Raw genomic sequence first — 21,350 nt, forward strand, 5'->3', positions numbered from 1 at the left:
GCGCCTCCACGCCAACGCCCTTGAGGCCTGCCAGCAGCCCTGACCATGGAAAAGGGCGAGCCACTGCAACTGCTGGCCCTGGCCTTGGGCGTGTACCTGCTGCTGGAGGCCAGCTTTCATGGCATGGCCTGGCTGCTGGCCCGCATCATTGACGGCCAGGCGCGCCGCCAGGGACGTGTGGCCGAGCCCAGCCGGGCGCATTGGCAGGCCATCTTCTACCGCTTGTTTGCGGTGCTGGCGGTGCTGATGCTGAGCCACTGGTTCAGCCTGGGGTTCCAGGCGCCCGATTGGCAGCAGTGGCTGCTGGGCGCAGTCATCATTGCCACGGTGCTGTCGGCCGTGATGCTGACGGATGCCTCCATCATCCAAAAGCTCAAAAAAGACAGCCAGCCGCATTTCAGCAATATGCAGGAGATGACCCTTTTGCACATACTGCGCCAGCTGCCGGCGCACCGGCAGTGGTACTTCAGCGCCGCCTACCTGCCGTTGGCCCGGCGCCTTAATGGGGGCATCAGTGTCTTGGCGTTCTTGCTGTTGTACCTGGATTTGCGCTTCTACCAAGGGGGCTGATACAGTGCCTGCCATGCACCACCCCCTGCTGCCATCGCCATGTACCTGCGCCCTGCCCAACGCCTGCTGATGGGGCTGGCCTTGGTGGCTGCGGCCGCTGCGGCCGTGTACGCCTGGCGCGGCCCGGCTGTCATTGGTGAGGCCGAGCAGGCCGCTACGGCGCTGTGGCGCAAGGCATCCGCCCCACCGCCGCCCAGCGCCGAAGAACAGCAGCGCAGCCAGGCGCGGCGTGCTGCACCTGAAGGTGGCACGGGCCCGGCCCGGGCAGCAGCCGCCCCGCGCAAATGCCAGCTGGGCGGCCAGACCATCTACACCGACGCGCCTTGCCCCGCAGGCAGCCAGGAGCAGATCGTGCCGGAGAACCTGTCCGTCATTCCGCGCTGAACGCGCGCCCCGCCAATACCGCAGCGCCCTGCACGCGCCTGCTATCTGCGCGATACTGCCTGCGCCAGGCACACCCGAGCTGCATGGCACCGATCAAGGACAGGCGTGCAATCAGCGGACAAGCAATGGTTTGACGAGGCGTACTACCAGCGCTTTTATTTCGACAAGAAAACCAGTGTGGTGGACCCCGCCCATGCCGCGCGCCTGGGCGCCTTTGTCTGCAGCTATCTGCAGTATGTGCGCGTGCCCGTGCAGCGCGTGCTGGATGTGGGCTGCGGCATTGGCCTGTGGCGCGATGCGATTGCGCAGCACTTTCCGCAAGCCAGCTACCACGGGGTGGAGTACAGCGAGTACCTGTGCCAGCGCTACGGCTGGGAGCAGGGCTCGGTGGTGGACTATGCGCCGGCCGATGGCCAGCCCTTTGACCTGGTGATTTGCCAGGGCGTGCTGCCGTATCTGAGCCCGTCCGACTTGAAACGGGCGCTGGCCAATCTGGGGCGGCTGAGCCGGGGTGCCCTGTACGTGGAAGCCGTGGCACGCGAAGACTATGAGCGCGACATCATCGACGACGAGTTGACCGACCCGCGCCTGTACCGCCACCGCGCCGAGCTTTACCGCCGGGGCCTGGCCCAGGGCTTTACCGAACTGGGGGGTGGCGTGTGGCTGAGCCGGCGCGCCGAGGTGCCGCTGTTTGCGCTGGAAGCGGTGCAGAACTGAGCGGCGTTAAACCTGCTCCTTGGGTTGGCGACACGGGGCGACGACAATAGCGCCCGTGTCATCCCAGCCCTCCTCCCCTGCTGCCAGCGCCGCTGGCCCCCTCGCTCCCCATGCCGTCTCGCGCCTGCGCGCCGAGCGCCTGCAACGCAGCACGCGCCCTTTTCTGGCCCGTGGCGGCCCCAAGGGCGAGCGCTGCGAGGGCTGCCGGCTGCGCCCCAGCCACTGTTTGTGCGCGCTGCGCCCCACCCAGGCCACCACGGCAGGCATGTGCCTGTTGATGCACGATGCCGAGCCGCTCAAGCCCAGCAATACCGGCTGGCTGATTGCCGATGTGGTGGCCGAGACCTTTGCGTTTGGCTGGTCCCGCACGGAGGTGGACGCAGCGCTGGAGGCGCTGCTGGCCGACCCGCAATGGCAGCCCTATGTGGTGTTTCCCCAAGAGTTTGTGCATGAGCCAGGCCGCGCCGTGCAGCAGTTGGCCCAGGCACAGGCACAGCCCAGCGCAGATACAGCACCCGCCCGCAGGCCGCTGTTCATCCTGCTCGATGCCACCTGGCCCGAGGCGCGCAAGATGTTCCGCAAAAGTCCTTACCTGGACCGCTTTCCGGTGCTCAGCCTGCGCCCCGAGCAGATCTCGCGCTACCAGCTGCGGCGCTCCAAACGCGATGACCATTTCTGCACAGCCGAGGTGGCCGCACTTTGCCTCGATCTAGCCGGCGACCTGCGCGCCGCGCAGACCTTGGAAACCTACCTCGACATCTACACCCACCACTACCTGCAGGCCAAGCACCAGCTGCCGCCCCAGTGGGACAGCGCTGCGCACCAGCAGCTCCAACGCCTGCAAAACCCTGTGTGACAGCGCTGTCACTGTCGTATAAAGCAAGCGAATCCACCGGCTATGGCCGGCCATATCTCGCGTCTACCCTGACAGGGTTAACCAAGACACACGCGGGCAAGTCCGCAGCTGCGTTTTGCCAGATTTCTCCTACGCACCGGCCTCTCCGGCGGATAGGCCCGCGATCACACGCCAGTGGGACGATCTCGCATCCCCAAAATCATTAGACCGTTTTTCAGAACAATCTATTCCGATTTAGGCTATTTATCAGCCACCCCGCACTGCATACACTAACTACATCGATCAACGAGAACCACACACGGTGCACTGCACCACCCGTTGAGCGAACCAGCCCCTCATGTTGAGTCGCTGGAGTTCTCCAGGAGTTAAAAATGAACGCACGTATTTTCTCGATCGCCGGTGTCGCTGCTTTGATGTTGGGTGCCGGTGTTGCACAAGCCAATCCCTTTGAAGGCGACCAGTCGATTGCCCCCCATACCGTCGCCACCAGCGCCGTAAGCCGCACCGAAGTGCGGGCCCAATTCATCGATGCGCAAAAGAACGGCACCCTGCTATTCAGGGGCGACCAGCTGCAAGCCAATGCCTTTGAAAAGGGCAGCAGCCTGTCGCGCGCCGAAGTGGTCAAAGCCGCCCATGACGCCCGCGTTGCCGGCACCTTGCCTGAAGGCGAAAGCTTCGGCGAATAAGCCTGCGGCCTCAACAAGCCGAGCGCTGGCGCCAGCCGCTCTCGCACCCCCTGATCAACCAATTTTGGACACCGCCGCTCTCCCCGCGCACATCAGCGATTTGCCGGGCAGCACGGGTCCGTGGAGAGAAACCATGTTTACACGCAATATGTCTGCTTTGATGATGGCCGCTGGCCTGGTGTTTGCCGGTGCTGCCAGCGCAGCCACTACCGCCCCCGTGGGCAATGGCTCGGACTACCCCGCCTACCCCGCTTCGCACAGCACCCTGACCCGCGCTGAGGTGCAGGCCCAGGTGAGCGAAGCCCAGCGCAACGGCGCCATGGCCGTGATCGGCGACCGCCTCAACACCTACGGCGCAGAAAACCGCAGCTCTGGCCTGACCCGTGCGCAAGTGCAGCAGCAAGCCCATGAAGCACTGGTGGCCGGCACCTTGCCTGAAGGCGAATCCTTCGGCGAATAAGCGATGAACCATGCGCCCTGCAGCACCACTGCGGCGGGCGCATAGCTTTCAAGACTTGAAGAAACCAGGCGGGCAACCGCACAGCACCCACAACGCCTTGAGGGCCCCTCTGCAAAACGCCCTGCTTTGACCTGAACGCAGGCTCCGATGGTCCGCGTCCATTCCACTGGGCGGGGGTTATGCAGAGGATCCCTAGTGCGTAGCCCGGCCAGACCTTGTCCCATTGCGTCTGGGCCGTGCTCTTGATAGCCACTGCTGGTCAGCCAGCAGTGGTTTTTTTACGTCTCAATCCAATGCAAAGCCGGTTTCGGTGATCTGCAGCTGCCCGTTCTCGCCCTGCTGCAACCAGCCTTGCTCGCAGGCATAGTCCAGCGCGGGCTGGTGTGCATCTGCGCTGACGCCATGGCGCTCCAGCACGTTGCCCAGGGCCTGGGCATCCAAACCATCGCCTGCCCGCAACAGCTCCTCATTCACCATCAGGTAGAGCAGATGTTTGGCGTTCTTGCGCGTTGCTTCTGTATCGGTCATCCGTGTATCACTCTATTGGCATAAAAAAAACCGCAACTCGGTTGCGGTTGGGGTAGAGGTATTTAGCGGGCTTTTTTCATCCAGTCCGACAGCTCATCGGCATGCTCTTGCTCCTGCTCCAGGATCTGCTCGATCAGGCGGCGCGTGGTGTGGTCCTTGTCACCGATCAAGTCGATCATCTGCGTGTAGGCCTCGATGGCGACACGCTCGGCCACCAGGTTGGCGCGGATCATGGCGTGCAGGTCCATGTCGTCGTTGTAGTCGGCGTGGCTGCGGCCCGTCAGGCTGTCGGGGTTGAAGTCGGGCTCGCCGCCCAGCTGCACAATGCGCGTCGCAATGCGGTCCGCATGGGCCTGCTCTTCTTGCGCATGCACCAAAAACTCCTCGGCAATTGCCGGGGATTCCAGGCCGGTGGCGGTGAAGTGGTGGCGCTTGTAGCGCAGGATGCAGACCAGCTCGGTGGCCAGCGAGTCATTGAGCAGGCGGATGATGTCCTCACGGTAAGGAGAGTCATCGGGCAGCACAGCGCCTTCTTCCAGGCTCTTTTTGGCGGCGTCGAGACGCTTGGTATCAAGCGCCAGCGGGGTGCGGGATTTATCTAGCATCGTGGCTTCCTTTGTGTGGGAGGTTGTTTTGTGAACACTACCCCTCCAAGGTAAGCCCGCAGCAGCCCCGCGTCTGTGAGACAAGGGCTACTGTACTTGCGCTAAAAGTTCAAAAACCTGCGCCGGGTTGCGCCAGGTACTCTTGCTCTTGCGCCGTGCTGCTGCGGCCCAAAATGGCGTTGCGGTGGGGAAATCGGCCAAAACGCGCAATGACGGCCTGGTGGCGCAGCGCATAGTCCCAGGTGCCCTGCAAGTAGGCCTGCAGCTCGTCGGGCGCTGGGTGGCTGTCCTTCAACTGGGCAAACAGCTGCACGCTGCGCTGCTGCAGGGCGGGGTCCTCTGCGTGCTCCAGCGGCAGGTAGACAAACACCCGAATAACGGCGGGCAGCTGCTGGTCCTGCCCGCTGTCGCACAGGCCAAGCGCCAGCTGCAGCGCCAAAGGGTCGCCAGCAAAGGAGGCGGGGGTGCCCCGGTAGATATTGCGCGTGAACTGGTCAAGCAAGAGGATGCGCGCCAGCGTCTCCCAGACGCCGTCGGCCCATCCGGCCAAGCCACCCTGGAGTGCCGCTTGCACCGCCGGCTCAAAACGCTGGCGAATGCGGGCATCCAGGTCATCCGATTTGCTGAACCACTGCTGCTTGCACTGCAGCGCCTCGCTGTTGCTGGGGCGGGCGGCACCGAGCCAAAATTGCAGGACCTCGTCGGCAGAGGCAATGGACGAAGGTGCGGAAGCAGTGGTCATGGCAGGGGCCTGTAGAGGGTCAAAAACGGTTTGTACCATGCAGAAACCACAAAGCCGGGCAAGGCCCGGCTTTGTTCTGGTTGGCAAAGGTTTAGAGTCGCTAACACAACCCTTGATACGTCGTTGCCCTGCCTTGTCGTACTACTGTACTGCCTGCGGCAGGACGCCTAGTCTCAACCGCCAACCTGCGGTTTGCTGGGTCGTGTTAGCGACTCTTAAGCGGTGCGCGAGCCCGCTGGCTGCGCCATGGGCTTGCTGCCTGCGCGGTCGCGCCAGCCCAGCGCCCAGCGCTCCACCGTGTAGAAGGACAGCGCCGCAAAGGCCGCCGAAATCGGCAAGCCCAGCAACACCACCCACTGCCAGTCGGTGTGGGCGCGCAGCAGGCGTACCACCGGGTAGTGCCAGAGGTAGATGCCATAGGACATCTTGCCCACCCACACCAGCACGGGCAGGCTCAGCATGTCGAACAACACCCCCTTTTGCTTGACCACGGCAACGATGACGGCAGCGGCCACCAGCTCCACCAACGCAAAGCCCCAGAGCAGCGCGCCTGCGTCATCCCATTGGTAGCCAATCACCGCAAAGGGCAGCACCGGAAGCAGCCACAGCAGGTATTTCTGGCGGGCATGCAAGGCATCCATCCAGGCGGGGCGGTGCACGGCTACGGCGGCCAGCGCGCTGCCCAGCAGCATGCCAGTGGCACGGGTGTCAAAGCGGAAGAAGATCTCATAGAACTGCTGGCCCTGGGCCACCCAGTAGGCGCGCCAGACAAACATCAGCGCCACCAGCAGCATGATGGGCCGCCACAGTTGCTTGCGGGCGGTGTGCGCCAGCAGCAGCACCAACAGCGGCGGCCAGACCAGGTAGAAGTGCTCTTCCACCGAAAGCGACCACATATGCAACAAGGTGTCTGGGCTGTCGAAGAAGGCAATACCGTAATCGGCCAGGTAGAGCGCGGAGACCAGCACATCCTGGTTCACATCCTCGATGCCCGGCCAGATCAGCGGGGCAAACAGCCAGTAGGCAGCCAGGAAGAGCAGCAAGGCCGGTGCCAGGCGCAAAAAGCGGCGCTGGTAAAAGCGCCAAAAGTCGAGGCGACCCGATTGCTGGTGCTCCTTGAGCAGCAGCGAGGTGATCAAAAAGCCGCTGAGCACGAAGAACAGGTCCACCCCAAAGAAGGCGCCGTCAAACATAGGCGCATGGGCGTGCGACAAGAACACCAGGACAATCGCCACTGCGCGCATGCCATCCAGCGCAGGGTTGTATTTCAAACGGAATCCAGACAAAACCAATGATCTCCCATCAACCGCAGCGGGCCATCGCCTTTGCTGCACTCCCAGACTTCATGCCATCTATGCGCTGCCGAGGCCATGGCCCGGAGGCCTTGCCAAGACAGCGCGTGCTGGGGAAATAAACATCTGTGCTTAACGCGCCAAGCGGCGCTCAAGCTGACCGGACGGGCCTGGTCAGGCCCTGTTTGTCCCTGGCTGGCAGGACGCAGCGGAGAAAAAAATCTGTGCGGCCAAGCGCGACGGATAAGAAGTGCAGCCTATCGATTTAGTTCCGGGATGGATGCTTTATTTTGTGACCAATCCCCACATATCGCTGCAGCACGCTTGCCTGTGCTTGGCGCTGGCTGACCCGGACTCTACCTGCCCTGCCGCTGCCTCGCTCCTCTATCTCCATCTCCAGCCCCTCGCCATGCCTGGGCTACCTGCAGGCCCTTCACAAGTGCAGCGCCTGCGAACCGATGATCGCCCGCAGGGCGGCACGCGCGCTGTAGGAAAAGCCCCAGCACAGCCGTCAGTACCCGGGCGGGAATTGTGCCAGCAACCCGCAGGGTGCCAACGCAAACAGCGCGGAGATGCTGACAAAAAATAACATTGCAGCGGCCAGAACTGCAGGCCAGGGCTCGGCGGCTGCGCGGCTGCGCGGCTGCGCGGCTGCTGCCAGGGTGACAGCTTGCGTGCTAACCCCCGTGCAAGCTCACGCCGCTTTGCGTACGCTCGGCACACGCATTCTCATCTGCCATGAACACCCCAGCCCTCCACCCCAAACCCCAACTTCAGCACTACCAGCAGTGGCTCAGCCAGCAACACGGCCTGCCATTTGACAGCTATGAGGCCATGCATGCCTGGTCGGTCGAGCACCTGGCTGCATTCTGGCGCAGCATCTGGGATTACTACCAGCTCGAATCACCCACCGCCATCACCGAGGTGCTGAGCGACGACCCCATGCCCCATGCGCGTTGGTTCAGCGGCGCCCAGGTCAGCCTGCCGCGCCAGCTGCTGCGCCATACGGCGGCGGCGCAACGGGCCGGCGTGCCGGCCATCATCAGCGACAACGAGCTGGGCCAGGTGCGTGAGCTGGACTGGCCCGAGCTGCAGCGCCAGGTGGCCTCCGTCGCGCTGGCGCTGCGCGGCCTGGGCATCGGCCGGGGCGACCGCGTGGCCGCCTACCTGCCCAACATCCCCGAGACGGTGGTCGCCATGCTGGCCTGTGTCAGCCTGGGTGCCATCTGGAGCGTCTGCGCACCCGACATGGGCGTGGCCGCCGTGGTCGATCGCTTCAAGCAGATCGAGCCCAAGGCCTTGATCGCCGTCGATGGCGTGTACTACGGCGGCAAACCGCTGGACCGCAGTGCCGTGGTGCAGGCGCTGCTGGCCGAGCTGCCCACGGTGCAGCACTGCATTACCGTGCGCAGCCCCTATGCCGCCGCCCAGGTCGGCAGCCACAGCTGGGACTGGGCCACCAGCGGCCAGGATGCGCAGGCCGTGGCCGCCTTCGAGCCCGAATGGCTGCCGTTTGACCACCCGATCTGGATCGTCTACTCCAGCGGCACCACGGGGCTGCCCAAGCCCATCGTGCATGGCACCGGCGGTATTTTGCTGGCCTTGCACGTGGCGGGGCTGCACAACGACCTGGGCGCCAGCTACAGCGACAGCCACGCGGGCGAGCGCTTTCTCTGGTACAGCTCCACCGGCTGGGTGATGTGGAACATCCAGGTCAGCGGCCTGCTGTTTGGCACCACCATCACCATTTTTGACGGCCACCCGGCTGGCAGCAGCAGCCAGCCCGATTGGGGCGTGCTGTGGCGCTTTGCGGCGCGGCACCACACCACCATCTTTGGCGCGGGTGCCGCTTATTTCAGCAACTGCATGAAGGCCGGGCTGGAGGTGGGCACCATCCCCGGCCTGCAGCAGGTACGCACCCTGGGCAGCACCGGCTCGCCCCTCGCCCCCGAGGTGCAGCGCTGGGGCAGCGCCCAGCTGCAGGCGGCCGGTGCGGGTGAGGTCTTCTGGTGCAATATCTCCGGCGGCACCGATTTTTGCGGCGCCTTTATCGGCGGCAACCGCCGCCTGCCCCAGGCCCCTGGCCGCATGCAGTGCCGCTGGCTGGGCCATGCGGTCGAAGCCTGGAACGAACAAGGCCAGCCCGTGCGCGACGAAGTCGGCGAGCTGGTCTGCACGCGGCCCATACCGTCGATGCCGCTGTACTTCTGGAACGACCCGGGCCAGCAGCGCTACCTGGACAGCTATTTCGACCACTGGCCCGGCATCTGGCGGCATGGCGACTGGATTCAGATCAACGGCGACGGCAGCTGCGTGATTTATGGCCGCAGCGATGCCACCATCAACCGCCAGGGCCTGCGCATGGGCACCAGCGAGATCTACAACGCCATCGAGGCCCTGCCCGAGGTGCAGGATTCGATGGTGATCGACCTGGAGTACCTGGGCCGCGACAGCTATATGCCGCTGTTTGTGGTGCTGCAAGACGGCTTGGTGCTGGATGCCGCGATCCAGGGCCGCATCGAGCAGGCGATACGCACCGCGCTGTCGCCCCGCTTTATCCCCGACACCATCGTGCAGGTGGCCGAGGTACCGCGCACCCTGACCGGCAAGAAGCTGGAGCTGCCGATCAAAAAACTGCTGCTGGGCCAGCCCGCGCAGCAGGTGCTGAACCCGCAGACCATGGCCAACCCCGGCTGCCTGCCCTGGTACGAGGCCTTTGCAACACAGCACCTGGCGCGGCACGGCCAGCCAACTGCTGGCTGAAAGCCCTGCGCTGCAGCGTTGGAAGGAGGGTGGGATAATGGAAATCTATCGAGATGCACCGGCTGTGACCGACAGCCTCGGCGCCTGAGCCCCCAGGGCCCGCGCCACAGCGCCTTCTCCCCCATCGACCCTCTTCATGAAGACACGCCGGCCACCCGCCTGCGTGTCTGCAACGTGTATGCCTTCATCCATTTCCCTGCGCCTGGTGTTCATCCTGGGCTTGTTATCCGCTATTGGCCCTTTTGCCATCGACATGTACCTGCCGGCCTTGCCGCAGATTGGCGCCAGCCTGCAAGCGCCCGTCGGGGCGGTGCAAGCCAGCCTGACGGCCTTCTTCCTGGCGCTGGGCGTGGGCCAGCCGCTGTTTGGCACCCTGGCCGACATGTGGGGCCGCAAGAAACCGCTGTACCTGGGTCTGGCCATTTTTGTGCTGGCCAGCGTCGGTTGCGCGTTGGCGCAAGACATCCACACCCTGGTGGTGCTGCGCTTTATCCAGGGCCTGGGCGCGGCAGCTGGCATGGCCATTCCGCGCGCCGTGGTGCGTGACCTGCACACCGGCCATGAGGCCGCCCGCATGATGTCGCTGCTGATGCTGGTGTTCAGCGTCTCGCCCATCCTCGCGCCCTTGGCCGGCAGCGGGGTGATTGCGCTGGGCGGCTGGCGCATGGTGTTCTGGGTGGTGGCGGTGGCCGCCCTCATCGGCATGGTGGCCATGGCCCGTGGCCTGCCCGAGACCCGCGCCACCAGCAGCGGCGTGGACAGCAGCCTGGGCGGCGTGCTCAAAGCTTATGGCCTGCTGCTGCGCGACTGGCATTACCTGGGCCTGGTGTTTATCGGCGCCTGCGCGATGGCCGGCTTTTTTGTCTACCTGGCCGGCTCGCCCTTTGTGCTGATCAACCACTATGGCCTGAGCACCACGCAGTACAGCCTGGCCTTTGCGTTCAATGCGATTGCCTTTATTGGGGCTGCGCAGTTCACCGGCATGCTGGGCAAGCGCTATGGCCTGGTGCCCGTCGTCAAGCTGGCCGCCACTGCCAGCGGCGTGGTGATGTGCTGCCTGCTGGCCTACTACCTGATGGGCGGCGACCAGCTCGCGGTGTTGATTGGCCTGTACTTTGTGGCCAGCGGCTTGATGGGCCTGGTGATCCCCACCACCTCGGTGCTGGCGCTGGAAGCCCATGGTCAGATTGCCGGCACCGCTTCGGCCTTGCTGGGTACCTTGCAGATGCTGACCGGTGCGGTGGCCATGCAAATCGTGGGCGTGTTCTCCAGCGGCAAGCCCTTGCCGATGGTAGTGGGCATGGCCACCGGCGCGCTGTGCGGCGTGCTGCTGACCTGGATCACCTTGGGCGGCAAACGCGGCGCCAAGGTGTGACACTGGCCATGACAACGCCCCGCAAGTAGCGGGGCGTTTTTACTTTGGGTTCTTAGGGCTTGGGCTGGCGGTAGGCCAGGCAGAGCTTGTTGCCATCGGGGTCGCGCAGGTAGGCCAGGTACAGGGCTGCGGGGCCTTCGCCGCGCCAGCCCGGTGGGTCTTCACAGGTCACGCCGCCGTGGGCCAGGCCCGCAGCATGGGCTGCATTGGCTTGCTCGGGGCTGCTGGCGGCAAAGCCGGTGGTGCTGCCATTGCCCAGGCAGGCAGGCTCGCCATTGATGGGGGTGCTGACACTGAAGGTGCCACCATTGCCGCGCCAGAAATAGCGGTTCTTGTTGGCGGCGCCGGCGGGCACGCCCAGCTCGGCGAGGAAGGCGTCATAGAACTGGCGTGATTTCTCCAGATCGCTGGTGCCGAGCATGATGTGGCTGAACATGGGAGTCTCCTTGCAGGGGTGGGAAAAACGGTAGTGAAAGGTCGGGCAGCTGCCACTATAGCGGCGCTTGCGGGCGGCTGAGAACGCGCGCTTGTCGCGCAGTATCCACCATCGCCCAGGCCGGTTTGCAGCCAACACGCAACAGCCACCGCCCGGACGGCGGCCGCTGCTTAGCCCCTGGCCTTGGTCACCTGTCCCCGGCCTGCCAACCACAAAGCCCACACAGTGGCTATAGTCGCCCCCGAGCCTGTGAGAGCAGGCTACATGCGCCTCGCTCGGGTGCGCCATCCAAACATGCATCTACAAAATATTCTCGGCCCGCAGGCCTCGTCACACCTGCGCTTGATGGGCATGGCTTTGCTCTGGGGCGCCTCCTGGCCCAGCGGGCGCATGGTCGCCCAGCACATGCCGCCGCTGGCTGCATCGGGCCTGCGCTTTGTGCTGGCGGCGCTGGTGCTGCTGGTATGGCTGTATGCCGTTGGCGGCATGGCCGGCCTCAAGCACTGGTCGCCCAAGCGCTGGCTGGGCATGGTGGCCGCCGCCACCACCGGGGTGTTTGGCTACGCGGCCTGTTTTTTGAGCGGCCTGCAGTACCTGCCCGCCAGCAAGGCGGCCCTGGTCATCACGCTCAACCCGGTGCTCACCTTGCTGCTGGCGGTATGGATTTTTCAGGAACGCATCAACCGCAGCATTGCTTTGGGCATGGTGCTGGCCGCTCTCGGAGCTGTGCTGGTCATCTCGCATGGCGATCCGGTCCAGCTGTTGGCCGGTGGCCTGGGCCATGGCGAGCTGCTGATCCTGGGCTGCGTGGCTTGCTGGGTCAGCTACACCTTGATAGGCCGGGCCATTCTCGCCGGGGTCGATGCACTGTCCACCACGGCCGTCACTGCCAGCATCGGCGCCGTCATGCTGATGGTCGCCAGCCTGGTGGTGGAAGGGCCGCAGGGCATGGCCAAGGCCGTGGATGCCGGCCTGCCCGCTTGGGGCGCCTTGCTGTTCCTGGCCTGGGGCTCCACCGCCTTGGCATACGCCTGGTATTTTGACGGCGTCAAGGCGCTGGGCGCCGGGGCCGCATCGGGCTATATCACCCTGGTGCCGGTGATTGGCGTGGCCTGCTCGGCCCTGTGGCTGGGGGAGCAGGTCGATGCATCGATGCTGGCCGGTGGCGCGATGGCGATCGTCGGCACCGCCGTGATGAACTGGGGCCGTCGCCCACCGCGCAAGCCTGCTGCAGCAGCAGCGCGCTAAGCTTGCCCTCGCCTCAATCTGCCAGCGGATTCTGGGCCAGGTACTCCGACAGCTCCGCCCAAGGCTCGTTCATGAACTGCTGGGCGGCATAGTCCATAAAGGCCTGCACGCGCGCGGGCCGGCTGCGGCCCGGCGGGGTGACGATGTTCAGCGACAGCACATCGGCCTCCCAGCCCGGCATGGCCGTCTGCAGGCTGCCATCGCGCAGCTCCTGCCACACCAAAAATGAGGGCTGCAGCGCCAGGCCCATGCCCGCCAGCAGCGCCGGCTGCAAGGCCTCGGCATTGTTGACCTGCATCTGTATCGGCATCACCTGCGTGTACTCGCCATGCCGCGCATGGCGAAAGCGCCAGCTGCTGCCATAGCGCGCCAGGCTGTACTGCAGTCCCTTGTGCTGCGCCAGGTCACGCGGGTGCGTGGGGTGGCCATGGCGCTCAAAGTAGGCCGGTGACCCCACCAGCAAGATGCGCACCTTGCACAGGGTGCGCGCAATCAGGCTGGAATCGCTGAGGTTGGCAATGCGCAGCGCTAGGTCAAAGCGGTCGCGGATCAGGTCCACCTGCTCGTCGGCAAAGTGCAGGTTCAGCTCCACATCCGGGTGCATCTGCATGAACTTGGGCAGGATGGGCGACAGCCGCGCAATGCCAAACGACATAGGCGCGGCAATGCGGATCTGGCCGCGCAGGCTGGTGGAGCGGTCTGTGATGTCGGCCTCCACCGCCTCGCCCTCTTGCAGGATGCGCGTGGCCCGCTCCAGCGCGCTGCTGCCAGCATCGGTCAGCGCCATGCGGCGGGATGTGCGGTGGAACAGGCTGGTCTTCATGCGGCCCTCCAGCCGTGTGATGGCCTTGGACACCGTCGCCTGCGACAGCGCCAGCTCGGCGGCGGTGCGGGCGAACGATCCCGTCTCGGCCACCTTGGCAAAAATGGCCCAGGCCTCTAGGTCAGGCAGCTTGCTCATGCTTTATCGCTTTCTTTATCACATCAAATATGGAATGAATGCTTTTCTATATTTTCTATTTTAATCATAGTCAAGGCGACCTACACTTTCTTCATCGACGACAAAACACCTGGAGAAAGACATGATTGAACGACGCAGCTTTGACAGCCTGGGCGGTGCCAACCACGGTTGGCTCGATGCCAAGCACCACTTCTCTTTTGCAGAGTACCGCGATGCCCAGCGCGTGAACTGGGGCGCGCTGCGGGTCTGGAACGATGACACCATCGCGCCGCAAACCGGCTTCCCGCCCCACGCCCATGCCGACATGGAAATCATCACCTATGTCCGTGAAGGTGCCATCACCCACGAAGACAGCCTGGGCAACCGGGGCCGCACCGAAGCCGGAGATGTGCAGGTGATGAGCGCCGGCAGCGGCGTGCGCCACTCGGAATACAACCTGGAGTCCACGACGACCCGCATCTTCCAGATCTGGATCCTCCCCGACCGCCAAGGCGACAAGCCCAGCTGGGGCGCCAAGCCCTTCCCCAAGGGCGACCGCAGCGGCAAGTTCGTCACCCTGGCCAGCGGCATGGACGGCGACGGCGACGCCCTGCCCATCCGTGCCAATGCCCGGGTGCTGGGCGCCACGATCAAGGCCGGCGAAAGCCTGGACTACGGTTTTGACCATGCCGACCGCTACGGCTACCTGGTCCTTGCCAAGGGCAGTGCCTCGGTCAACGGTGTGGCCCTGTCCAGCCGCGATGGTGCCGCCATCCATGGCGAGACCACGATCCGTATCACCGCCACGGAAGACACCGAGATCGTGCTGGTGGATGCACCGGCCCTGAACTGAGCACCTGTAGATCCTTTGTAGAAACCGTCCTTCCCGTTTTAAACCGTTCAAGAGCACGCACCATGACCAACAAATCTTTCCTCGAAGTCCTGACCCCCGCCAACAGCCAGATGATCTTTATCGACCAGCAGCCGCAGATGGCCTTTGGCGTGCAGTCCATCGACCGCCAGACCCTGAAGAACAATGTGGTGGGCCTGGCCAAGGCGGCCAAGGTGTTTGGCGTGCCGACCACCATCACGACGGTGGAGACCCACAGCTTCTCCGGCCACACCTACCCCGAGCTGCTGAATGTCTTCCCCGGCAACCCCATCCTGGAGCGGACCTCAATGAACTCCTGGGACGACCAGAATGTGCGTGATGCGCTGGCCACCAACGTTGCCAAAGGCCACAAGAAAATCATCGTCTCGGGCCTGTGGACCGAAGTCTGCAACACCACCTTTGCCTTGAGCGCCATGCACGACGCCGGTTACGAGATCTATATGGTGTCCGATGCCTCGGGCGGCACCTCGCTCGAAGCGCACAACCAGGCCATGCAGCGCATGGTGCAGGCTGGTGTGGTGCCTGTCACCTGGCAGCAGGTGCTGCTGGAATGGCAGCGCGACTGGGCCAAGCGCGAGACCTATGACGCCGTGATGGACATCGTGCGTGAACACTCCGGCGCCTATGGCATGGGCGTGGACTATGCCTACACGATGGTGCACAAGGCGCCAGAGCGTGCACAGCACGGCAACACCATCGGCCCCAAGCCCGCTGTTTAATCGCTTTTAGGTGGGGGCAGCACCCCCCAACCGCCGCCCGCCATCCCGCACCACCCGCCACCTCCCGCCACTGCCATGACCCCCTCCAGCCCCGACACCATTTTTCACAACGGCCGCTTCACCACCTTGAACAAGGCCCAGCCCACGGCCAGCGCCGTGGCCATCCGCGATGGCAAGTTTGTGGCGGTGGGCAGTGATGCCGAGGTGCTGGCGCTGGCCAGCAGCGGCACCCGCAAGATTGACTTGCAAGGCCGCAGTGCGCTGCCCGGGCTGTTTGACAACCACACCCATGTGATCCGGGGCGGTCTGAACTTCAACATGGAACTGCGCTGGGACGGGGTGCGGTCGCTGGCCGATGCGCTGGAGATGCTGCGCCAGCAGGTGGCGATCACGCCGGCGCCGCAGTGGGTGCGCGTGGTGGGCGGTTTTACCGAGCACCAGTTTGTCGAAAAGCGCCTGCCGACCCTGGCCGAGATCAATGCGATTGCGCCGGACACGCCCGTCTTCTTGCTGCACCTGTATGACCGCGCCTTGCTCAATGCCGCTGCGCTGCGCGCCGTGGGCTACCACCGCGACACGCCCCAGCCACCGGGCGGCGAGATCGTGCGCGACAGCCAGGGCAACCCGCAAGGCCTGCTGCTGGCCAAGCCCAATGCCACCATCCTCTATTCCACCTTGGCCAAGGGCCCCAAGCTGCCCTTTGAGTACCAGGTCAACTCCACGCGCCACTTCATGCGCGAGCTCAACCGCCTGGGCGTCACCGGTGTCATCGACGCCGGTGGTGGCTCGCAGAACTACCCCGATGACTACCAAGTCATCGAAGAACTGAACCAGCAAGGCCAGATCACCGTGCGCCTGGCCTACAACCTGTTCACGCAAAAGCCCAAGCAAGAGAAGGACGACTTTCTGCAATGGACCCAGTCGGTGAAATACAAGCAGGGCAACGACTACTTCCGCCACAATGGCGCCGGCGAGATGCTGGTGTACTCAGCCGCTGACTTTGAGGACTTTCGCCAGCCCCGCCCCGACATGCCCCCGCAGATGGAGACCGAGCTGGAAGATGTGGTGCGCGTGCTGGTGCAAAACCAATGGCCCTGGCGCCTGCATGCCACCTATGACGAAACCATCAGCCGCGCGCTCGATGTCTTCGAGAAGGTGCACCAGGAGACCCCCATCGACGGCCTGAACTGGTTCTTTGACCATGCCGAAACCATCTCTGACCGCTCGATCGACCGCATCGCCGCACTGGGTGGCGGCATTGCCGTGCAGCACCGCATGGCCTACCAGGGCGAGTACTTTGCCGAGCGCTATGGCCATAAGGCGATGGAAGCCACACCGCCGGTCAAGAAGATTCTGGAAAAAGGCGTCAAGGTCTCCGCAGGCACCGATGCCACCCGCGTGGCCTCGTACAACCCCTGGGTGTCGCTGTCCTGGATGGTCACCGGCAAAACCGTGGGCGGCATGCAGATGTACCCCGAGCGCAACCTGCTCGACCGCGAAACCGCCCTGCGCATGTGGACTGAAAACGTGGCCTGGTTCTCCAACGAGGAAGGTGCGCGTGGCCGCATCCAGGTGGGCCAGTTCGCCGACCTGATCGTGCCCAGCAAGGACTACTTCCAGGTGGCCGAGGACGAAATCTCCTTCCTCACCTCGGACCTGACCGTTGTCGGTGGCCGGGTGGTGTACGGCGCAGGCAGCTTTGTTCGCCATGACGACAACCCCCTGCCCCCTGCGATGCCCGACTGGTCGCCCGTGCGCCGCTTTGGTGGCTATGGCGCCTGGGGCGAGCCCGAAGGTGCCGGCAAACACTCGCTGAACCCCGCCCGCTACCGCAGCCTGGCTGCTGCCTGCGGCTGCGGCAGCCAATGCGGCATGCATGGCCATCAGCATGCCAATGCCTGGGCCTCCCAGGTGCCGGCCTCCGACATGCAAGGCTTTTTTGGCGCGCTGGGCTGCTCCTGCTGGATGTCCTGAGCGATCTCACACCCCTTTTCAAATTCTGCTGACCCGAGACCCGCCATGAACCACCCCCATCCCGACCATCCCCCGGCGCCGCCACCGGCCCCGGCCAGCACCGCAAGTGGCAGCTTTGCCCCGCTGCAGCAAAAGCTGTTTGCCGTGCTGTGGATCGCCACCGTCGTCGGCAACACCGGCAGCTTTGTGCGCGATGTGGCCAGCGCCTGGCTGATGACCGACCTCTCGCCCTCGCCCACGGCAGTCGCCCTGGTGCAGGCAGCGGCCTCGGCCCCGGCCTTTTTGCTGGCGATACCCGCAGGGGTGCTGTCCGACATCCTGGACCGCCGCAAATTCCTGATCGCCATCCAGGTGCTGCTGGCCTGCGTCAGCATCAGCTTGATGACCCTGTCGGCGATGGGCATGCAGACGGTGGGCTCGCTGGTGGCACTGACCTTTCTGGGCGGCATTGGCGCCGCGCTGATGGGCCCGACCTGGCAGGCCATCGTGCCCGAGCTGGTGGCCAAGCGTGATCTCAAATCGGCCGTGGCGCTCAACTCGCTGGGCATCAATATTGCCCGCGCCATTGGCCCGGCTTTGGGTGGTATTGTGCTGGCCGGCCTCGGGGCCTCCGTCACCTACGGGGTGGATGTCATCAGCTACGCCTTTGTGATTGCCGCGCTGCTGTGGTGGCCCCGCCCCAAGGCCGAGCAAGACGACCTGAGCGAGCGCTTTGCCGGGGCCTTCCGTGCCGGCCTGCGCTATGCCCGCTCCAGCCGCGAGCTGCATGTGGTGCTGCTGCGTGCCTTTCTGTTCTTTGCACTGGCCAGCTCGGTCTGGGCGCTACTGCCCCTAGTGGCCCGCCAGCTGCTGGGCGGTGGGGCCGGCTTCTACGGCGTGCTGCTGGGTGCCGTCGGTGTCGGCGCCATTGGCGGTGCCTTCTTGCTGCCCAAGCTGCGCAGCCGCCTGTCGTCCGATGGCCTGCTGCTGATGTCTGCCCTGGTCTCTGCGGCCGTCATGGCTTTTCTGGCCACCTCGCCGCCCCAGTGGGCTGCCGTGCTGGCACTGCTGCTGCTGGGCCAATCCTGGATCACCGCGCTCACCACCCTCAATGGCGTGGCCCAGGCCATCTTGCCCAACTGGGTGCGGGGCCGCGCACTGGCCGTCTACCTGACCGTCTTCAACGGCGCGATGACCTTCGGCAGCCTGAGCTGGGGCTTTACCGCCAAGGCCATGGGCGTCCCCAGCACCTTGCTGATCGGCGCCGTGGGCCTCGTCGTCATGGGCCTGATCGCCCACCGCATCAAGCTGCCCGAAGGCGAAGCCGACCTGGTGCCCTCCAACCACTGGCCCGAGCCGCTGACCGCCAACCCAGTCGACAAGGACCGGGGCCCGGTGATGATCCAGATCCACTACCAGGTCGCCAAGGACCAGCAGCCCGCCTTCCTCAAAGCCTTGGCCCGCCTGTCTGCCGCCCGCCGCCGCGATGGCGCCTACACCTGGGGCATCGTGCAGGACACCGCAGCCGAGGACCACTTCATGGAGTGGTTCCAGGTCGAATCCTGGGCCGAGCACCTGCGCCAGCACAAGCGGGTGACCCATAGCGATGCCGATGTGCAAAGCGAAGTGGCGCAGTACCACCAAGGCAGCGAGCCGCCTGTGGTCAAGCATTTCCTGTCGGTGAACCACCCCGCGCAGGGCCGCGTCTGATCCTTGCGCACCCCTAGCCCGCAGCCAGCGCCTGCTGCCTGCGGGTTTTGTCAGCCGCGCTCAAAAGCCTGCGCGCATTGCCAGCCCAGCACCGCCAGCGGGCCGGCCTTGGCGCCTGTGGCCGCCGCATCGGCTGCCGCAGCCGTGCCATCGGCGGCGCGCTGCGCAATGCCGTAGAGAATGGCAGCCATGCGGAACAGGTTGAAGGCCAGGTAGTACTCCCACAGGGGGCCCGGGTCGCGGCCCGTGCGCTGGGCATACAGGGCCAGGTACGCAGGCTCGTCGGGGATACCCAAGGCCGCCAGATCGCAGCCGCCCATGCCGCGCCACAGCGCAGGCGGCACGCGCCAGGCCATGCCGTGGTAGGCCAGGTCGGCCAAGGGATCGCCCAAGGTGGACAGCTCCCAGTCCAGCACGCCGATGACCTGGGGCTCGGTACGGTGCCAGACGAGGTTGTCCAGGCGGTAGTCGCCATGCACCAGGGTGGTCTCTTCCGCCTGGGGCAGATGCTGGGGCAGCCAGTCCATCAGCTGCTGCATCGCGGGCTCAATCGCCACGCTGAGTTGTTGGGTTTGCTGGCTCCAGCGCTTGGTTTGCCGTGCCACATAGCCACCCGGGCGGCCATAGCTGCCCAGGCCCAGCGCTGCAGGGTCCAGCTGGTGCAGCGCGGCAATCACGCGGTTCATCTCGCCATACAGCGCGCCGCGCTCGGCCGGCTGCATGCCGGGCAAGGCCGGGTTCACCAGCACGCGGCCATCCAAAAAATCCATCAGGTAAAACGGCGTGCCCAGCAGCTCGGCATCGTCGCAATAGGCCAGCATCTGGGGCACGGGCACCGCCGTGCCGGCCAGCGCCTGCATCACCCGGTGCTCGCGGTCTATCGCATGCGCGCCGGCCACCAGGCTGCCGGCAGGCTGCTTGCGCAGCACCATCTGCCGCGTGCCGACCTGCAGCCGGTAGGTGGGGTTGGACTGGCCGCCGGCCAGCACGCTGACGGCAACCGGCTCGCCGCCCGACAGGCCCAGGCTGTCCAGATACGGCTGCAGCAACTGCGCCAAAGCCTTCGGGCTGTGGGTGGCCGCGCTCACAGCGGGCGCGGCGCTGCGGGCACCGCCTGGATGATGGCCGGCACGCCGCGCTCGGCCTGCGCATCCTTCTCGGCCGCCTGCACCAGCTTGCGCGCCATGCTGAAGCGGTGCACTTCGCTGGGGCCGTCGTAGATGCGAAAGGCGCGCATGTCCATGAAAATGCGCATCACCGGAGTCTCCATGGTCACGCCCTGGCCGCCCAGGATCTGCACGCAGCGGTCCACCACGCGCCATTCGGCTTCGGAGCAGACGACCTTGGCGCGGCTCGATTCGTAGTTGCCCTGCTCGCCTTGGTCCAGCAGCCAGGCGGTGTGCCAGATATGCAAACGCGCGGTGTGCAGGTCCATGTCGTTGTCGGCCAGCATAAATCCCACGCCCTCGTGCGAAGCCAGCGGTTTGCCAAAGGCGGTGCGGCGGCGGGCATAGGCCAGCGCCACATCCTGCGCGCGCCGGGCCTGGCCCAGCCAGCGCATGCAGTGCGTCAGCCGCGCAGGTGCCAGCCGCACCTGGGCATAGCGAAAGCCCTTGCCGACTTCGCCCAGAATGTCGCTCGCCGGCACGCGCAGTTGGTCAAAGCGCAGCACGCCGTGGCCGCCGGTAAAGCAGGCATCCATGGCCTCCATGTGGCGCTCCAGCACAATGCCAGGCTGGTTCATGTCGCTCAAAAACATGGTGGCGCCGCCGTCTTCGGTGCGGGCCATGATGATGGCGTAGTCCGCCCCTTCGGCACCGGTAATGAACCATTTCTGCCCGCTGATCAGGTAGTCATCGCCATCGCGCACCGCTACCGTGGCCAGCGCGGCAGGGTCGGAGCCTGCGCCCGGTGCCGGCTCGGTCATCGCAAAGCAGGAGCGCAGCTGGCCCGCCACCTGCGGGCGCAGCCAGCGTTCTTGCTGCGCCGGGGTGGCCACCGCCTCCATCAGGTGGATATTGCCTTCATCGGGCGCATGGATGTTGAGCGCCGTCGGGCCCAGCCAGGAGTAGGCGGCCTCTTCAAACACCACCGCCTTCTCGACATGGGTGAGCCCCAGCCCGCCCAGTTCGCGCGATGCATGGGGCGTGAGCAGGCCCGCCGCGCGGGCACGCTCGACCAGCTCGCGGCGCAGCGCCTCGTCGGGGCCATGGCGGCTTTGCCGGGCATCGTTCTCCAGCGGAATCACCTGCTCGGCGATAAAGGCGCGGGTCTTGTCGCGCAGCGCCTGCAGTTCGGGGGACAGGGAAAAATCCATGGTGCGGTCTTAGGTATCGGTGGCGGCCCGCAGGCCCATGGACAAATGTTGCCATGCCCGGCGCAGCGTGCCGTCACGGTTGAGACAGACGGGCATCTACACCCCTACAGCGCTGGCCCAATGACACCCTGGTGTCGTGCCCCGGACTTGGAGATGG

At 65.1% G+C, this 21,350-nt stretch carries 21 protein-coding genes; 13 read left to right on the forward strand and 8 right to left on the reverse strand.

What is annotated here, in order from left to right:
- Window positions 1–45 precede the first annotated feature (45 nt).
- The 6 genes from M2375_RS13450 to M2375_RS13475 all read left to right on the forward strand — a co-directional run bounded on the left by M2375_RS13450 (window position 46) and on the right by M2375_RS13475 (window position 3,673).
- Complete coding sequence (locus tag M2375_RS13450) at window positions 46–570, forward strand: hypothetical protein (RefSeq protein WP_259167951.1); 525 nt, start codon at window positions 46–48, stop codon at window positions 568–570.
- Window positions 571–609: 39 nt separating this feature from the next.
- On the forward strand, window positions 610–954 hold the full coding sequence (locus tag M2375_RS13455) for a hypothetical protein (RefSeq protein WP_259167953.1): 345 nt from the start codon (window positions 610–612) through the stop codon (window positions 952–954).
- Between the two features lie 105 nt (window positions 955–1,059).
- Window positions 1,060–1,671 (forward strand): class I SAM-dependent methyltransferase, encoded by a 612-nt coding sequence (locus M2375_RS13460; RefSeq protein WP_259167955.1) that lies wholly within the window; start codon window positions 1,060–1,062, stop codon window positions 1,669–1,671.
- A 55-nt stretch (window positions 1,672–1,726) separates the two neighbouring features.
- Entirely contained in the window at window positions 1,727–2,527 is an 801-nt protein-coding gene (locus tag M2375_RS13465; protein ID WP_259167958.1) for a tRNA-uridine aminocarboxypropyltransferase, read from the forward strand.
- A gap of 371 nt (window positions 2,528–2,898) precedes the next feature.
- Window positions 2,899–3,213, forward strand: a complete 315-nt coding sequence (locus M2375_RS13470) for a hypothetical protein (protein ID WP_259167960.1) — start codon at window positions 2,899–2,901, stop codon at window positions 3,211–3,213.
- Window positions 3,214–3,346: 133 nt separating this feature from the next.
- Window positions 3,347–3,673 (forward strand): DUF4148 domain-containing protein, encoded by a 327-nt coding sequence (locus M2375_RS13475; RefSeq protein WP_259167962.1) that lies wholly within the window; start codon window positions 3,347–3,349, stop codon window positions 3,671–3,673.
- A gap of 285 nt (window positions 3,674–3,958) precedes the next feature.
- Here M2375_RS13475 and M2375_RS13480 read toward each other — a convergent pair whose 3' ends face one another.
- The 4 genes from M2375_RS13480 to M2375_RS13495 all read right to left on the reverse strand — a co-directional run bounded on the left by M2375_RS13480 (window position 3,959) and on the right by M2375_RS13495 (window position 6,840).
- Window positions 3,959–4,201, reverse strand: coding sequence for a hypothetical protein (locus tag M2375_RS13480; RefSeq protein ID WP_259167963.1), 243 nt, complete (start codon window positions 4,199–4,201; stop codon window positions 3,959–3,961).
- Between the two features lie 62 nt (window positions 4,202–4,263).
- The gene (locus tag M2375_RS13485; protein WP_259167965.1) at window positions 4,264–4,806 is read right to left on the reverse strand and encodes a bacterioferritin; all 543 of its coding nucleotides are present in this window, start codon (window positions 4,804–4,806) and stop codon (window positions 4,264–4,266) included.
- A 109-nt stretch (window positions 4,807–4,915) separates the two neighbouring features.
- The gene (locus M2375_RS13490; RefSeq protein ID WP_259167969.1) at window positions 4,916–5,548 is read right to left on the reverse strand and encodes a DUF924 family protein; all 633 of its coding nucleotides are present in this window, start codon (window positions 5,546–5,548) and stop codon (window positions 4,916–4,918) included.
- Between the two features lie 215 nt (window positions 5,549–5,763).
- On the reverse strand, window positions 5,764–6,840 hold the full coding sequence (locus tag M2375_RS13495) for an acyltransferase (RefSeq protein WP_259167971.1): 1,077 nt from the start codon (window positions 6,838–6,840) through the stop codon (window positions 5,764–5,766).
- Window positions 6,841–7,578: 738 nt separating this feature from the next.
- On the opposite strand from M2375_RS13495, the gene M2375_RS13500 reads away from it, so the two are divergent.
- Together M2375_RS13500 and M2375_RS13505 are read left to right on the forward strand one after the other, a co-directional pair.
- Window positions 7,579–9,603, forward strand: a complete 2,025-nt coding sequence (locus tag M2375_RS13500) for an acetoacetate--CoA ligase (protein ID WP_259167974.1) — start codon at window positions 7,579–7,581, stop codon at window positions 9,601–9,603.
- A gap of 178 nt (window positions 9,604–9,781) precedes the next feature.
- A complete protein-coding gene (locus tag M2375_RS13505; protein ID WP_259167977.1) occupies window positions 9,782–10,978 on the forward strand; it encodes a multidrug effflux MFS transporter in 1,197 nt (398 codons plus the stop codon).
- A gap of 52 nt (window positions 10,979–11,030) precedes the next feature.
- Here M2375_RS13505 and M2375_RS13510 read toward each other — a convergent pair whose 3' ends face one another.
- Complete coding sequence (locus M2375_RS13510; protein ID WP_259167980.1) at window positions 11,031–11,414, reverse strand: VOC family protein; 384 nt, start codon at window positions 11,412–11,414, stop codon at window positions 11,031–11,033.
- 294 nt (window positions 11,415–11,708) lie between these two features.
- Between M2375_RS13510 and M2375_RS13515 the strand changes: the two genes are divergently transcribed.
- Window positions 11,709–12,662 (forward strand): DMT family transporter, encoded by a 954-nt coding sequence (locus tag M2375_RS13515; RefSeq protein ID WP_259167983.1) that lies wholly within the window; start codon window positions 11,709–11,711, stop codon window positions 12,660–12,662.
- A gap of 13 nt (window positions 12,663–12,675) precedes the next feature.
- Here the strand turns inward: M2375_RS13515 and M2375_RS13520 are convergent, their stop codons facing one another.
- The gene (locus M2375_RS13520; protein WP_259167987.1) at window positions 12,676–13,623 is read right to left on the reverse strand and encodes a LysR family transcriptional regulator; all 948 of its coding nucleotides are present in this window, start codon (window positions 13,621–13,623) and stop codon (window positions 12,676–12,678) included.
- Window positions 13,624–13,744: 121 nt separating this feature from the next.
- On the opposite strand from M2375_RS13520, the gene M2375_RS13525 reads away from it, so the two are divergent.
- The 4 genes from M2375_RS13525 (at window position 13,745) to M2375_RS13540 (ending at window position 18,876) form a co-directional block, all read left to right on the forward strand.
- The gene (locus M2375_RS13525; RefSeq protein ID WP_259167990.1) at window positions 13,745–14,455 is read left to right on the forward strand and encodes a pirin family protein; all 711 of its coding nucleotides are present in this window, start codon (window positions 13,745–13,747) and stop codon (window positions 14,453–14,455) included.
- A gap of 62 nt (window positions 14,456–14,517) precedes the next feature.
- Window positions 14,518–15,213 carry a hydrolase gene (locus M2375_RS13530; protein WP_259167992.1) on the forward strand — a complete coding sequence of 232 codons (696 nt, stop codon included), beginning with the start codon at window positions 14,518–14,520 and terminating at the stop codon, window positions 15,211–15,213.
- Between the two features lie 75 nt (window positions 15,214–15,288).
- Window positions 15,289–17,187: an amidohydrolase gene (locus M2375_RS13535; protein WP_259167995.1), complete on the forward strand. Its 1,899-nt coding sequence runs from the start codon at window positions 15,289–15,291 to the stop codon at window positions 17,185–17,187.
- Between the two features lie 45 nt (window positions 17,188–17,232).
- The gene (locus M2375_RS13540) at window positions 17,233–18,876 is read left to right on the forward strand and encodes an MFS transporter (protein ID WP_259167998.1); all 1,644 of its coding nucleotides are present in this window, start codon (window positions 17,233–17,235) and stop codon (window positions 18,874–18,876) included.
- Window positions 18,877–18,926: 50 nt separating this feature from the next.
- Here the strand turns inward: M2375_RS13540 and M2375_RS13545 are convergent, their stop codons facing one another.
- Both M2375_RS13545 and M2375_RS13550 read right to left on the reverse strand, forming a co-directional pair.
- Window positions 18,927–19,964: a phosphotransferase family protein gene (locus tag M2375_RS13545; protein ID WP_259168000.1), complete on the reverse strand. Its 1,038-nt coding sequence runs from the start codon at window positions 19,962–19,964 to the stop codon at window positions 18,927–18,929.
- On the reverse strand, window positions 19,961–21,193 hold the full coding sequence (locus M2375_RS13550) for an acyl-CoA dehydrogenase family protein (RefSeq protein WP_259168002.1): 1,233 nt from the start codon (window positions 21,191–21,193) through the stop codon (window positions 19,961–19,963). Before M2375_RS13550 ends, M2375_RS13545 begins: the two co-directional genes overlap by 4 nt.
- Window positions 21,194–21,350 lie beyond the last annotated feature (157 nt).

This window comes from Comamonas sp. BIGb0152, from assembly GCF_024809975.1.
Taxonomy (GTDB): domain Bacteria; phylum Pseudomonadota; class Gammaproteobacteria; order Burkholderiales; family Burkholderiaceae_C; genus Comamonas.

Excerpts from the sequence above, each read along its gene's own strand:
- M2375_RS13450 (WP_259167951.1), top strand. The coding sequence starts at position 46 with ATGGAAAAGGGCGAGCCACTGCAACTGCTGGCCCTGGCCTTGGGCGTG.
- M2375_RS13455 (WP_259167953.1), top strand. The coding sequence starts at position 610 with ATGTACCTGCGCCCTGCCCAACGCCTGCTGATGGGGCTGGCCTTGGTG.
- M2375_RS13470 (WP_259167960.1), top strand. The coding sequence starts at position 2,899 with ATGAACGCACGTATTTTCTCGATCGCCGGTGTCGCTGCTTTGATGTTG.
- M2375_RS13475 (WP_259167962.1), top strand. The coding sequence starts at position 3,347 with ATGTTTACACGCAATATGTCTGCTTTGATGATGGCCGCTGGCCTGGTG.
- M2375_RS13480 (WP_259167963.1), bottom strand. The coding sequence starts at position 4,201 with ATGACCGATACAGAAGCAACGCGCAAGAACGCCAAACATCTGCTCTAC.
- M2375_RS13485 (WP_259167965.1), bottom strand. The coding sequence starts at position 4,806 with ATGCTAGATAAATCCCGCACCCCGCTGGCGCTTGATACCAAGCGTCTC.
- M2375_RS13490 (WP_259167969.1), bottom strand. The coding sequence starts at position 5,548 with ATGACCACTGCTTCCGCACCTTCGTCCATTGCCTCTGCCGACGAGGTC.
- M2375_RS13500 (WP_259167974.1), top strand. The coding sequence starts at position 7,579 with ATGAACACCCCAGCCCTCCACCCCAAACCCCAACTTCAGCACTACCAG.
- M2375_RS13505 (WP_259167977.1), top strand. The coding sequence starts at position 9,782 with ATGCCTTCATCCATTTCCCTGCGCCTGGTGTTCATCCTGGGCTTGTTA.
- M2375_RS13510 (WP_259167980.1), bottom strand. The coding sequence starts at position 11,414 with ATGTTCAGCCACATCATGCTCGGCACCAGCGATCTGGAGAAATCACGC.
- M2375_RS13515 (WP_259167983.1), top strand. The coding sequence starts at position 11,709 with ATGCATCTACAAAATATTCTCGGCCCGCAGGCCTCGTCACACCTGCGC.
- M2375_RS13520 (WP_259167987.1), bottom strand. The coding sequence starts at position 13,623 with ATGAGCAAGCTGCCTGACCTAGAGGCCTGGGCCATTTTTGCCAAGGTG.
- M2375_RS13525 (WP_259167990.1), top strand. The coding sequence starts at position 13,745 with ATGATTGAACGACGCAGCTTTGACAGCCTGGGCGGTGCCAACCACGGT.
- M2375_RS13530 (WP_259167992.1), top strand. The coding sequence starts at position 14,518 with ATGACCAACAAATCTTTCCTCGAAGTCCTGACCCCCGCCAACAGCCAG.
- M2375_RS13535 (WP_259167995.1), top strand. The coding sequence starts at position 15,289 with ATGACCCCCTCCAGCCCCGACACCATTTTTCACAACGGCCGCTTCACC.
- M2375_RS13540 (WP_259167998.1), top strand. The coding sequence starts at position 17,233 with ATGAACCACCCCCATCCCGACCATCCCCCGGCGCCGCCACCGGCCCCG.
- M2375_RS13550 (WP_259168002.1), bottom strand. The coding sequence starts at position 21,193 with ATGGATTTTTCCCTGTCCCCCGAACTGCAGGCGCTGCGCGACAAGACC.